This window comes from Methylosarcina fibrata AML-C10, from assembly GCF_000372865.1.
In the GTDB taxonomy this organism is placed as follows: Bacteria; Pseudomonadota; Gammaproteobacteria; order Methylococcales; family Methylomonadaceae; genus Methylosarcina; species Methylosarcina fibrata.
This window is the reverse complement of record NZ_KB889965.1, coordinates 55,547-68,845: the sequence shown is the minus strand read 5'-3', so window position 1 is coordinate 68,845 and position 13,299 is coordinate 55,547. Positions and strand designations below refer to the sequence as shown.

At 56.4% G+C, this 13,299-nt stretch carries 11 protein-coding genes; 2 read left to right on the top strand and 9 right to left on the bottom strand.

What is annotated here, in order from left to right; all coding sequences use genetic code 11:
* Nucleotides 1-16 precede the first annotated feature (16 nt).
* The 6 genes from A3OW_RS0100345 to A3OW_RS0100320 form a co-directional block, all read right to left on the bottom strand.
* Nucleotides 17-1,027, bottom strand: coding sequence for a helix-turn-helix transcriptional regulator (locus A3OW_RS0100345; RefSeq protein ID WP_232422300.1), 1,011 nt, complete (start codon nt 1,025-1,027; stop codon nt 17-19).
* Between the two features lie 273 nt (nt 1,028-1,300).
* Complete coding sequence (locus A3OW_RS0100340; RefSeq protein WP_020561450.1) at nt 1,301-1,717, bottom strand: hypothetical protein; 417 nt, start codon at nt 1,715-1,717, stop codon at nt 1,301-1,303.
* A 96-nt stretch (nt 1,718-1,813) separates the two neighbouring features.
* Nucleotides 1,814-2,689 carry a tRNA 2-thiocytidine(32) synthetase TtcA gene (gene ttcA / locus A3OW_RS0100335; RefSeq protein ID WP_020561449.1) on the bottom strand — a complete coding sequence of 292 codons (876 nt, stop codon included), beginning with the start codon at nt 2,687-2,689 and terminating at the stop codon, nt 1,814-1,816.
* A gap of 65 nt (nt 2,690-2,754) precedes the next feature.
* Complete coding sequence (gene fabB, locus A3OW_RS0100330; RefSeq protein ID WP_020561448.1) at nt 2,755-3,975, bottom strand: beta-ketoacyl-ACP synthase I; 1,221 nt, start codon at nt 3,973-3,975, stop codon at nt 2,755-2,757.
* 11 nt (nt 3,976-3,986) lie between these two features.
* A complete protein-coding gene (gene fabA / locus A3OW_RS0100325) occupies nt 3,987-4,502 on the bottom strand; it encodes a 3-hydroxyacyl-[acyl-carrier-protein] dehydratase FabA (protein ID WP_020561447.1) in 516 nt (171 codons plus the stop codon).
* Nucleotides 4,503-4,577: 75 nt separating this feature from the next.
* Nucleotides 4,578-6,488: a transglycosylase SLT domain-containing protein gene (locus A3OW_RS0100320; RefSeq protein WP_020561446.1), complete on the bottom strand. Its 1,911-nt coding sequence runs from the start codon at nt 6,486-6,488 to the stop codon at nt 4,578-4,580.
* 147 nt (nt 6,489-6,635) lie between these two features.
* Between A3OW_RS0100320 and A3OW_RS0100315 the strand changes: the two genes are divergently transcribed.
* Complete coding sequence (locus A3OW_RS0100315) at nt 6,636-8,444, top strand: ABC transporter ATP-binding protein (RefSeq protein ID WP_020561445.1); 1,809 nt, start codon at nt 6,636-6,638, stop codon at nt 8,442-8,444.
* A 65-nt stretch (nt 8,445-8,509) separates the two neighbouring features.
* Complete coding sequence (locus tag A3OW_RS0100310) at nt 8,510-9,355, top strand: PHP domain-containing protein (protein WP_020561444.1); 846 nt, start codon at nt 8,510-8,512, stop codon at nt 9,353-9,355.
* Nucleotides 9,356-9,424: 69 nt separating this feature from the next.
* Here the strand turns inward: A3OW_RS0100310 and A3OW_RS0100305 are convergent, their stop codons facing one another.
* The 3 genes from A3OW_RS0100305 to A3OW_RS23640 all read right to left on the bottom strand — a co-directional run bounded on the left by A3OW_RS0100305 (nt 9,425) and on the right by A3OW_RS23640 (nt 13,200).
* A complete protein-coding gene (locus A3OW_RS0100305) occupies nt 9,425-11,104 on the bottom strand; it encodes an nSTAND1 domain-containing NTPase (protein WP_157385750.1) in 1,680 nt (559 codons plus the stop codon).
* Nucleotides 11,105-11,141: 37 nt separating this feature from the next.
* Nucleotides 11,142-12,575 carry a toll/interleukin-1 receptor domain-containing protein gene (locus A3OW_RS0100300; RefSeq protein ID WP_083918103.1) on the bottom strand — a complete coding sequence of 478 codons (1,434 nt, stop codon included), beginning with the start codon at nt 12,573-12,575 and terminating at the stop codon, nt 11,142-11,144.
* A 79-nt stretch (nt 12,576-12,654) separates the two neighbouring features.
* Nucleotides 12,655-13,200, bottom strand: coding sequence for a DUF4231 domain-containing protein (locus A3OW_RS23640; RefSeq protein ID WP_157385749.1), 546 nt, complete (start codon nt 13,198-13,200; stop codon nt 12,655-12,657).
* Nucleotides 13,201-13,299 lie beyond the last annotated feature (99 nt).

Sequence of the window (13,299 nt, the reverse complement as noted above, 5' to 3'; positions counted from 1 at the left end):
ATCCATAGCCACCGTATCATTCGATGATCCCAGTCTCGTCTTTTTGGTAAATTTTTTTCATCGCCTCGATTTCATCCTGAACGGCCTGCCTTAAAAACTCCGGTTCGAGGACTTCGACGTGGCGGCCGTGTTTGAGGATGTCCATCAACAGTTCGCGGTGGTCGCTGAAGGGGACGGTCAGTTCGTAGCTGCCGTCGACAAGCCAGCGGCCCTGTTGCGCGGAATGCCAGTGTTCGTCCTTGATCCAGCGGGTGCGTTCGGGGGTGAATTTGAGCCTGGCGAGATGCTCGGCTGTTCCGGAAAAGATGCCGTAAGCGGAGGAGAAATAGGCATCCAGTTCGGCACGGATGAAGGTTTTGGCGGACCGGTCCAGGCGGATGGCTGCGTGGATGTTTTCGACCGCGAAAGTGCGCAGCTCGTTTTTCAGGTGGCACCAGGCGTCGAGATACCAATTATCGCGGTAATAGACTAAAGTCTGAGGCGATACGTCGCGTTCGGTCGTTTTCCCGCTGCTGCGCGCCTCGTAGGTCAGATGCAATTGCCGGCCATCGAACAGCGCGGAAGCGATTTTGTTGAACAAAGGATCGGCGCCCTTCTGCCTGGCTCCCAGGGGCAGAATCTTGACGCTTTCGAGTTTGCGCCGCGCACTGCTGTTGTCCAGCCCGAGCAATTTCTCGATGCGCTTTTGCAATTGCGCCACGTGATCGCCGAAGATGCCTTGCGACAGTTTGCTGAGCAGAGTATGGCAGGTCAGAAGGCCCCACAGTTCGTCGGCGTTGAACCAGAGGCCCGGCAGTTCATACGGATGCGCACCGTTTTGATTGTCGTAGCGGTAGCCGTGCAACTGCCGATCATACACGATCGGTGCGTCGAAGTGATTGCGCATGACGCCGATGAGCCGCTTGACGGTAATTTCGGAGCATTCCAGGCGCTCCTGTAAGTCTTTGCCGGCGATCGGAATGCGCCGGCCGGACAGGATGGTATGCAGTTGATAAACGCGTTCGAAGCGGTCCATAAGCTCTGCCATTGAAAACCCAAGATGGCTAAGTATAGACGGCCTAGCGGCTTTATTCAGTCTGTCAACGAAGAAAGAAATTCCCGCTCATCCTGCTGTTCGAACGAATCAACTGGAAGGCCGGACCGGACAAATCCGGAAACGGGAGTAAAGATTCTATCGGCCGCTCTCTTCGCAAAAGAGCATCCGCATCATTCTGGAGGCCCGGCCTCAAGCTTCGGCCAGAGCCAAGAACCGTGCGTTTGAACGGCAGAAAGCCGGTATGGAGAGAAAAACGCGCGCCCTTCAGCGCGGCATTTCCTGCCCCTGTGCTTCCTTATATTTCACGATACCGTATAAGATGTGCGACAAACCGAGATACAGGAAGAACACGGAGAAATTTTCATCGACGACGATATCGTTGATCGCGGCGTAAAACTTCAAGGATCCGCTGGTCAGAATCAGGAAAAATCCGGCTGCGATGAAAACCTTGAATTGCCGAAGAAAAAAGCAATAGACGCAGAGGATCACTTCGGCCATCCCCAAATAAATCAGCATCATCCGGAGATTATTGGCCAATGGCCCGTACAGATCCTCGTGGAACTCAAAAAGCGGACGGCTTTCGCTCATCGACGTCACGCCGACCGCCATCAGGCTGATCACCGAAATATAAAAATTGGCTTCGACAACAAAGCGCAGGATGCGGTGAGGGAGGTCGTTCATGTTCAGGGCCTTCGGGTCACGGTAGAAAAAAGGATCGATTCCAGCCCGGAGAGTCGGCGCCGAACGGATTCATTATCGGCCGATGTTCCGACCCGCCTATAAGGAAAAAACCGATTCGGCCAACAAATCCCGGTTCGGTTTTCCGGCCTCGGTTTCCATGAGGTCTCCCGGAATTCGCCGGAGCCCGGCAAAATCGAAGAGTTGATTGTCCGCCAGTTGCGACGGAGCCACGTTCTTGAGACTGGTGAAGATGGTTTCCAGCCGTCCCGGAAATTGCTTGTCCCAGCCTCTCAACATCGCTTTCATGGCCTTTCTTTGCAGATTCTCCTGGGAGCCGCATAAATTGCAGGGAATGATCGGAAAATTCTTGAACGCGGCAAAGCGTTCGATGTCTTTCTCGCGGCAGTAAGCCAGCGGCCGAATCACGATATTCTTTTTGTCGTCGCTGAGCAGCTTGGGCGGCATCGCCTTAAGCTTGCCTCCGTAAAAGATGTTCAGAAAGAACGTTTCCAGGATGTCGTCGCGATGATGGCCCAAGGCAATTTTGGTAATGCCGTTTTCTTCGGCATAGCCGTACAAAGTCCCCCGTCGCAATCTGGAACACAGGCCGCAGGTCGTGCTGCCTTCCGGTATGATGCGCTTGACGACGCTGTAGGTGTCCCGTTCGATGATGTGGTAGGGAACGCCGAGCGATTCCAGATACTCGGGCAAGACATGCTCGGGAAAGCCGGGCTGCTTCTGGTCCAGGTTGACGGCGACCAGTTCGAATTCGATCGGCGCGGTTTTTTGCAGATTCAGCAGAATGTCGAGCAAGGTATAGGAATCCTTGCCGCCGGACAGACAGACCATGACCTTGTCGCCGTCTTCGATCATGTTGTAATCGGCGATGGCGTCGCCGACGTAATGACGCAGGCGCTTTTGCAATTTGTTGAACTGGGTTCTGGTCTTCTGTTTGAATTCCGACACGATCAAAGAAATATGAAACTGTTAAGGGTGTAAAAAACGGGACGAACTCGCCGTCCCGTTCAAAAGAAGCCTTAGCCGCGGTAACGTTCGAATACCAGCGTGGCGTTGGTGCCGCCGAAACCGAAACTGTTCGACATGATGGTGTTCAGGGTGACATTGTCCTGGCGCTCGCGAACGATCGGTATGCCTTCGGCAGCCGGATCGAGCTGTGTGATGTTGGCCGAGGCGCTGAGAAAGTTTTCTTCCATCATCAGCAAGGAATAGATCGCCTCGTTTACACCGGCGGCGCCCAGAGCATGGCCGGTCAGCGATTTGGTGGAACTGACCCAGGGCATCCGATCCTGGCCGAACACCGCGCGCACGGCTTCGAGCTCCTTGGTATCGCCCACCGGCGTACTGGTGCCGTGCGCATTGATGTAATCGACTTTGCCTTTCACCGTCGCCATCGCCTGCTGCATGCAGCGCACCGCGCCTTCGCCCGACGGCTGCACCATGTCGTAACCGTCGGAGGTGGCGCCGTAGCCGGTCAGTTCGGCATAGATTTTGGCGCCGCGGGCTTTGGCGTGCTCCAGCTCCTCCATGACCAGCACGCCGCCGCCGCCGGAAATGACGAAACCGTCGCGGGTTTCGTCATACGGCCTGGACGCCGTCGCCGGCGTGTCGTTGTATTTGGAAGACAAGGCGCCCATGCCGTCGAACAACACCGACATCGTCCAATGGACTTCTTCGCCGCCGCCGGCGAAAACAACGTCCTGTTTGCCCATTTGAATCAGTTCCATCGCGTGGCCGATGCAATGGGCGCTGGTCGCACAGGCCGAGCTGATCGAATAATTGACGCCTTTTATTTTAAACGGCGTCGCCAGGCAGGCGGTGTTGGTGCTGGACATAGTCCGGGTCACCATGTACGGCCCGACTTTTTTCACGCCTTTCTCGCGTAAAATATCGGCCGCATCCACCAGATTCGACGTGGAAGGCCCGCCGGACCCCATCACCAGCCCGCTTCGGAAATTGGAAACTTCCGACGCTTCCAGACCGGAATCCTCGATCGCCTGCTGCATGGCAATATAATTGAACGCAGCTCCATCGCCCATGAATCGTTTGATTTTACGATCGATGAATTGGTCCATGTCGATCTGGATCGCGCCGTGAATCTGGCTGCGAAACCCCAACTCTTTGTATACTTCGGAAAAAACGATGCCGGAACGACCCTGTTTTAACGACTCGACTACTTCATGCCGGTTATTTCCGATGCTGGAAACGATTCCCAAACCGGTGACAACTACTCTTCTCATTGCTATAAACCCTAGAAATCTTCTGTTGAAGTAAACAGACCTACTCTAAGATCCGTCGCTTCATAGATCACTTTTCCGTCCACTTCCATGGTAGCGTCGGCAATTCCCATTACCAGCTTGCGCATGATCAATCTTTTGATGTGAATTCTGTAAATCACTTTTTTAGAGGTCGGCAATACTTGTCCGGTAAATTTGACTTCGCCCACACCCAGCGCTCGTCCTTTGCCCGGACCGCCCATCCAGCATAAAAAGAACCCGACCAACTGCCACATGGCATCCAGGCCCAGACAGCCCGGCATGACCGGATCGCCCTGAAAGTGGCAGGCAAAAAACCACAGATCGGGATGAATGTCCAGCTCGGCAATGATCTCGCCCTTACCGTACAAACCGCCTTCATCGGTAATAAGGGTAATACGATCCATCATCAGCATAGGCGGCAAGGGCAATTGCGCATTATTGGGTCCGTAAAGCTCCCCCCGTCCGGACTTCAACAAATCTTCGCGCGTTAAACTATGCGGTTTCTCCATTACTTATGTACCTTATAATAAATTCATTCTGTTGCTTATATTATCTATCAGAGCCTGAAAAAAATCAGCTCATTTTTAGCCCGGCGGTATATCCCGCATGAAGTCTTTCATTTTTAGCGCATCTTCCTGCATGCGGTGCTGATAAATGATGACGTAGGACAAGACCGAGATGACGTACTTCCGGGTTTCCTTATAAGGTATGGTTTCAATCCAGACGTCCGCCGCCATCGGGCCGGCCTGGGGCAGCCATTTCGCCACCCGGGCCGGGCCTGCATTGTAGGCGGCGGTCGCCAGCGCCGCATGGCCGTTATAGCGATTCAGCAAGCTTTTATAATAATAGGCGCCATAGCTGATGTTGACGTCGGGATTGAACAGGCTGTTTTCGGACGACCAGCGCTCCTTCAGTTCCTGAGCGATCTGCCGGCCCGTTTTCGGCATGAGCTGCATCAGCCCACGCGCGCCGACCGGGGAAAGAGCATTGCTGTCGAGCATGCTTTCCTGGCGCATCAGGCCCAGCACCACGGCGGGGTCGAGCTGATAACGGTAAGCATTGTTCTGAACTTGCGGCATGTAACCGAGAGGGAAACGAAGCGCCAGATCGTCCCAATAGTCGGCCTTGGCCAGAGTCTTTATTGCAACCGAATCCCAGTGCCAGGACTGGGCCAGTTTGGCCGCTGCCGTCAGCCGCTCCTTGTTCAATTTTTTTACCGCATGCCACCACTGCCGCTCGGCTTCCAGCGGCCGATTCAGATACCTCAGCTCATAGGCTGCCCGGAAAGCGGTTGCCGCCGCCAGCGCCTCGATGTCATTGGCCGCCGGAGAGACCGGTTTATCGGACAAACTATAAGGTCTGGCCGCGGCGTCCGCCGCCAGAAAACCGTAAAAACTCCGGTCCTCCGCCAGCTTGAGATAGAGATTGTCGGCATCGGCCCGCTCCCCTTTGGCGGCCAGCGACCTCGCCTGCCAATACTGCCACCGAGTTTCCTTGAGCTCTTCTGGAGCCAGGCCGGACAGGGCTTCGTTAATACGCCGCCAATCCTGCTCGAGCAAGGCCGCCCTCACCTTCCATTCCCTGACCTCCTTGTCGGAGTCCGGCAATTGATTCAGCCGCCGATAGGCATCCGGCTTATGGTTGTACGCCAGCGCCAGAGCCAGATTGCGTTCGATTCGTTGAACCGTCCGGCTATCGAGCAAGGGATGCTGTTTATTCGCATCCCAGATGCCGACCGCCAGATCGAGATCGGTCCTGGCCAGCCGCTCGACGGCATGGGCAAAGAGCCGTCCAAGCCGCGGATCGTTTTCGTCCGGAAACGGATTTTTCTGAATGAGTTTCGGCTGCTGATGTATCCGCATCCAGACGTCGGCCAGTTGCCGTTCGTTGCCGTCCAGCAAGCGCCGTAAATAATCGGCCAGAGGCACGCGGTCTGCGGTAAGCGCCAGTTCGAAACGCTGCCAGATCAGATCGGGAGTCAACTGCGAAGAAACCACCAGCAGCGAAAACAGCGGTTCGCAGGCCGGCGGCTGGGAAGCTCCCAGGCTCCATAGCCGTCTGGCTTCCGCCAGAGCCTGATCCCGATGGCCGAGATTGTAATTGGCCCAATGCCATCGGCATTCGAGAGCCAGGTCGCCATCGGCGCTAAAATATTGAACAAACTCTTGCCAGCGCTGATGATCGGCCAGATAAACCAGCCACCGGGACCTCAGCAAATCGGCATAGCGGGTTTCCCGATAGGTCTGTAAAAAGTCCAGGATTTTTCCGGTGTGCGCCAAATGCTCCTTTAACCACTGGTATTGCAGATAAGGATACAAGGGATAATCGGTTAAACCGGCGCTCAGTCTGAAAAAATTCGGGTCGTCGCCCGAAGAGATCATTTTCTCGGCCAGCAGGAAATCCTGCCTTTGCCGTTCCTGAACCGGTGCGGAAACGGCCGCGGGCACGAAGACCGGAAAACACGTCAAGACGACGCCAAGCACAAAGTTTCTCATGACGTTTCAGGCCTGCTCCGGTTGCAGATAATAAAATCGTCGAATTGCCGCATCGCTCCTCCGCCGAGCCGGCGCGCCGGACTCGGTAAACTATTTCTAAAGACAAGGCTCGAAGTTATAATTGATGCCTTGTAACCATTTTTTCGTATGTCCGTGCCAGCCCAGCGTTCTTCCCAACCGTCCCTCTCTGCTTACAACTGGAATACTTTTTATAAAATCGCCTTAGAGCATAAAAAAGTACTGATATACTCTCATTTTATCGCCGTTCTTGCGACCGTCGTCAGCGTTCCGGTACCCCTGCTGATGCCGCTCCTGGTAGACGAAGTCCTGCTGAAAAAGCCCGGCATCGTCATCCGTTTCATCAATCCCTGGTTTCCCGACCACTGGCACGGGCCGATCCTCTACATTACCGTGGTCCTGCTGGCCAGTTTGCTGCTGCGGCTGATCGCGATTCTTTTCAACATCATCCAGGCCCGGCATTTTTCGTGCATTGCCAAGGACATCATCTTCCGCATCCGCAAAAGCCTGATCGGACACCTGCAAACCATTTCGATGTCCGAATACGAAAGCCTGGGCACCGGAGCCATCGTCACGCATCTGGTGACCGATCTGGATACGATCGACAATTTTATCGGCAATACCGTCAGCAAACTGCTGGTGGCCAGCCTGACCATCGTCGGCACGGCCGTCATTTTACTCTGGATGCACTGGCAACTGGGCTTGTTTATTCTGCTGCTGAACCCGGTCGTCATTTATTTCACCCGGGTCGCCGGATCTCGCGTCAAAGATTTGAAAAACAAAGAAAATTCGGCTTATCAGGTGTTCCAGGAAGCCCTGACCGAAACGCTTGAAGCGATCCACCAGATTCGCGCCAGCAACCGCGAAAAACATTATTGCCGGCAATTGATCGAATCGGCAAGGTACGTCAAGGATTATTCGTCGGCTTACGCCTGGAAAAGCGATGCCGCCACCCGTCTCAGTTTTCTGATTTTTTTATTCGGATTCGATATCTTCCGGGCGCTGGCGATGCTGATGGTGTTTTATTCCGATCTCAGTATAGGCCAGATGCTCGCGGTATTCGGCTATCTGTGGTTCATGATGGGGCCGGTCCAGGAAGTGCTCAACATCCAGTACGCTTTTTACGCGGCCAAAGCGGCGCTGGCACGCATCAACAAGCTGCGCGTGCTGAAACAGGAGCCTCACTATCCGCATCTGGAAAATCCGTTCCTCGACAAAAAAACGGTATCGATCCGGATAGAGGATCTGCATTTCAGCTACGGAGAGGAAAGCGTCCTGAACGGCATTCAGTTAAAAATCAATGCCGGGGAAAAAGTGGCGCTGGTGGGCGCCAGCGGGGGCGGCAAGTCGACTCTGATACAAACCCTGATCGGCCTGTACCCGCCGACCGCCGGCAAAATTTATTTCGACGAGGTCGCCATTGAAAGAATCGGACTCGAAGTCGTTCGGGAGAACGTCGTCACCGTGCTGCAGCATCCGATTCTGTTCAACGACACCATCCGCGCCAATCTGACCCTCGGTCGGGACGCCACCGACGAGCAATTGTGGGAAGCGCTGGCCATCGCACAGATGGACCGCATCGTCAGGGATCTCGACAAAGGCCTGGACACGGTCGTGGGCCGTCACGGCATGCGGCTTTCCGGCGGCCAGCGGCAACGCATGGCGATCGCCCGGATGATCGTCGCCGACCCGAAAGTGGTCATTCTCGACGAGGCGACCTCGGCGCTCGACAGCGAAACCGAACACAAGCTGCATCTCGCCCTGGGCGGTTTTCTGCAGGGACGCACGACGCTGATCATCGCGCATCGGCTCAGCGCGGTCAAACAGGCCGATCATGTCTACGTCTTCGAAGGCGGCAGGATTTGCGAACAGGGACAACACGAAACTTTAATCGCTCAAAACGGCCTATATGCTAAATTGTACGGCGAATACCAATGAATCCGGAACAGGGACACGGCCATTGAAAGAGATTTCCTGTCCTTTGCAATCCAATAATTTTTATTATGACCGCCACCGAACTCTATGATCTCCACTGCCACTCCACCGCATCCGACGGGGCCCTGTCGCCTGCCGAACTGGTGCAAAGAGCCCGTCTGCAAGGCGTCACCGCGCTGGCCCTGACCGATCACGACACCACCGCAGGACTTGCCGAAGCCAGAGCCGCCGCGGCCGAAGCGGGCATCCGCTTCATCGACGGCATCGAGCTTTCGACCACGTGGCAGGGTAAATGCCTGCACGTCGTCGGCCTGAACGTCGACCCGGCTTATCCGCCTCTGGCCGAAGCGGTTCACAATCTACAGAACACGCGTCTCGAGCGAGCCGAACAGATCGCCCTGAAACTGGAGAAAAAACGCATCCCGGGGGCTCTGGAAGCGGTCCGGAAAGCCGCCGGCGAAGGGATGATCACGCGCACCCATTTTGCCGATTTTCTGTTGTCGCAAGGCCACGTCGGCACCCTGCAGGAAGCCTTCGACCGGTACCTAGCCAAAGGCAAACCGGCCTATGTGCCGACCCCGTGGGTCGAACTGGAAATCGGCGTCGGCTGGCTCAGACAGTCCGGCGGCGTCGCCGTGCTGGCCCACCCCACGCGTTACGACCTGACCGCCAGTTGGATGAGAAGGCTGCTCGCCGAATTCAAGGCATTCGGAGGCCAGGCCATTGAGGTCGTCACCGGCCGAAGCACCGACGAGGAAATCAAACGGGTCGGCGATTATGCCCGGCGCTTCGAACTGGCCGGTTCGACCGGCTCAGACTTCCACAACCCGGCCAATCAATGGGTCGAACTGGGCAGGCTGGAAGCTTTGCCGGACGGCATCGTCCCGGTATGGGAGCTGTTGCCGAAGGCCTGAAATCCGGCGGCCGGTTTACCGGAGGCCGTTTCCCGCTACCTTATCGACAAAGCGCGCCTTTTCCCCGAGTCAGCTCGAAAAGGCGTCGGGAGCAAACCATATTTCAAAAATTTGTTTGCGCCGGTCGGCATGGTGGTAATCCGGAATCAATTTCGCCGACACGTCCCTGACTCCGGCGCTTTTGATCAGATCGGCGATCTTGACCGCACTCTCGGCGGCTTGGTCGTCAAAATAGCGCACCTCAGTGGCCGAAGGTCCCGTGGTCAGCGACTCGATTTCCGGCACCCTGAAGCCCTGATCGATCAAGACCTGCCGGATGGCCTTGCTTTCCGGCAATTGCTCCCGGCTTCTGACCTGCATATACACGATGCCGGGGCCGCGACTTCCGGCCGCTTCCGCCGCCAGCGCCCGCTTCGATTCGATCAGATCGGCCTGAGCCTTGGCCAGATTCAATTGATCGATACTGCGCTGCCAGAAAGTCAGTCCGCTCATACCGGAACCCGCCACGATCATGACGACCGCGGCAACAGCCCATATTTTTCTGATTTCCGAGAGTTTCTTGCGCCGGTCGCGCGATTTGCGCACGACGCTCACGACGCGGTCGTGAATCAGCTCGATCCGGTCGCTGCCCAATTGATGATCGATCCGGAGCAATCGCTGCCGGCCGGTCAGCTCGGCCAGTTGCGCCTCGTTGATGAATTGATTTTCGATCGCCAGCCTGACCGGATAGCTGGCCCGGTAGCGGTCTCCTAGAATCAACTGGGTCTCGATAAACAACCGGACCGAAGCCGGCATTCGGGCGAGCGCATTTTCATAAAATTCCTGCAAAATATTCTGGCCGACGTGCCCTAGCAATTCGGCATCGATGACGTCCGCCCGGCGTTGCAGACGGCGCAGATTGAGCTGATAACAACAAAGGCTCAGCAGCACCGGTTCGATGGTATGGTCGCCTTCGCTGCGGGCTTCGTCGAGGTTGCCGACGAAGTCGACGATGGCCTCCGCCACGCCGGACGCCAATACTGCGCCTCCCGAGCCGGACACCGCTTCGACCGCCTGCTTCCTGGTCATCGGTTTAAGCTGCCGCCAGTGTTTCAACAGGGAAGGAACCTCTCTTTCCCAGTTTTTGATTTCGGGCAAAAAATCTTCCCGGAACGAAAGAACGATCCGGTACCGCTGCGCGAACACGTCCAGTTGCGCCGCGGCCCGACGACCTTCCGGACAGGAACCGACCGCCGCCGGAATCCGGTTTTCGGCCAGGTCAGCCAGTTCATGGCAGGTCTGCCTGAGCCTGGCCGGATCGAGACGGTTGTGAGAGAACACTTCCTCGAACTGATCGAACACCAGCACCGGCGTCAGCAGACGGTTGTCGCCGCTCCACAGCTCCAGATCGCGCCGGTGCAGATAATGCCAGACGGTCTCGCCCGGCTGCGGCTCGGGAAAATCGGCCTGTTGCGCCGCCAACTCGGCCAGCAGCAATTCAAAGACCTGCGCCATCGGAGTTTTCGAACCCTGCGAACTGCAATCCAGGCGAACGTACACCGGCAAATAATGATCCTGTCTCAGTTTCGGAAACAGCCCCGCCTTGAGCAGCGAACTTTTGCCGAGCCCGGATTTGCCGTAAAGCACCGTCAACGGCGCCATCCGCACCAGGCGAAGCAACTCCTCCACATCCTCATCCCGGCCTTTAAAATAATTCTGCCCGTTTTCATCGTAGGGCGCGAGGCCCGGCCAGGGATTTTGCTTGTCCAACGCAATATAAGGCTCCCTCAGAACTTTCCGCCGCTCCTCAAACACTATCGGCCGCTCCCCTGCGCTCGTCGCGAATCAGCTTGTTCAAACGGTTGCGCGTTCTTGGATCGGGCACCCCGGCCGGCGCATGGCCGAAATCGATGTGCTCGGTCCAGTCGCGCGGCACCCGTTTATAGGCCAGAGGATCGTAGTCGGCGTCGACGATCAGGGGCACGACGAAATCGCGCCCCGCGATCGCTCCGCTCCGATCGATTGCCTGCTTCCATTCGCGGCGAAAGAATTTTTCATCGAAGCGGTCGGCGGCGGCGGAAATCAGCGGCAAAAAATAACGGCAACCGCGAATGCCGTCGAGAATGCTGTTCTGAAAATCCTGGCCGGGTTCGATCGCGTTGCGGTCGAACCAGATTTCATTTTCGCCGACGCCTTGTTGGCGCAGCGATTCGAACAGTTTTTGCGCGGCCGGCAAATCGGTGGCGCGCGAATAGCTGATAAAGAACAAGGTCGGGCCGGGCGCCTTGACCGCCTCGTCGATCTTTTCTTCTCCCGGCGTGCGGCGCGCCAGCCAGCGCCGGTGCAATTCCGCGACGAACGTTTCCGGAGACACGTCGGAAAGAAACTCGGTCTCCCGGCTGAATCCTTTGAAAAACGAGGTCAACCCCGGCTGGTGCCGGTCGTCCTCCACCAGCCAGGCGCGGGTCTTTTTATCGGCCAGGCGCGTCTGGTTGGTCAGGCGCATGAAGAAACGGCTCAGCCAGTCGGGAAAATTGCAGCCGATCAGCAATAAATTCCGTTGCTGCAATTCGCCCAGAAACCGGCCGGGCACGTTGCTGCCGCGGGTAAACAGATTATGCGCGTACTCGAGGACGTCTTCGTCGTGAATCGCAAACACCGGCGTCGACTTGGCCTTGCCGAACAGATAAAGCAGATGGCTTTCTCCGCTTCTCTTGAGCCAGTCCTGAGGCAGATCGCCGGCCTCGCTGGTCGGAAGATAGGGCGAATGGATGATTTCATTGACGGCGGAGCGGGACCGGACGGCCTTGGCCAACAGAGGATCCGGACTCAACGTGACCAGCAGGCGGAAATCGCTGATCGCCGCAATTTGCCGAAGCGCCGCCGGCATTTGAAAACCGGGATCGGAAACGAGCGCATCCAGGGCATCCGAAATATCGCCGTAAAGATCCTGCAGATTGACGTCGGCTCTGCTTTTCAGGAAGGAAACGGCGTCGTGGAGCTCCCTGCCCGGACTCAAACAGATCCGGTCCGGCGTTTCGTCGCGGATGTCGAGCAACTGTTCCGCCACCCGGCGTTGCAAGGTCTGACGCGCATTCTCCGGGCCGAAAGTCAATAACTGAGAACCTATGACAGGCACCACCTGGCCTTCCTCGATCGATTTGAGCAAGCGATTCCAGAACCGTTCGTCCCGGGACTGGGGCGGTACATTTCTTATTACGGACTGTGCACAGTTATCCATTGTTCTTCTCTCCAAAGCCCGGCTTCAAGTTCCGGCTTTTTTCATCGGCAAATCGTCTGCCCGCAGGTATTCGAAATTTCTAGTTTTGCCCGTTTTGCGGGGCTTTTCTTGCGTCCGCCGAAGCTTCCGCAGCGGTTTGAATCCGGGCATGAAACTGCCAGAACAGTTGCTGCTCCTCGGCGACGACCGTTTCCACACGCTCCACCAGCAGACGATAGGCTTCCTCTTCGGTTTGAGCCTGGCCATAAGCGTCGGCATTGTTCAGATAAAGCCGGTATTCCCGCTTCATTCCCTCGGAAGCCTTGCGATAGGACTGCCAGGTTTCGTTCGGACGCAGCAAGGTATCGAGGGAACGCAGTACCGCAACCGCCGCACCCAACGCCCCCGTCGCTCCGGCTACCCAGGCTTCGTCCGCGTATATCTGCAACAACGAGATCAGGGCGCCGAGCACAATCACCGCAACGGCGAACAGAAGATGCCTGGATTTGTGCCGGCCGGCATTCCGGGAGTACCAATCGAGCTGGCCGGAAAGAACGCTATTGAAATAATAGTCGGCTCTTTCCTTGCGGACTTCGATCGACTGCATCCAGCCTGGCGACGGTGATTCTGATTTTTCGTTGGCCATCGGCATCCCTCTCTTTAAAGTATTAAGAAAATATAGGCGCAATTTCATTTAATGCCATGTTGGGAATAAGCGCCCAGGCTAAGGCGCTTGTCGAAACTA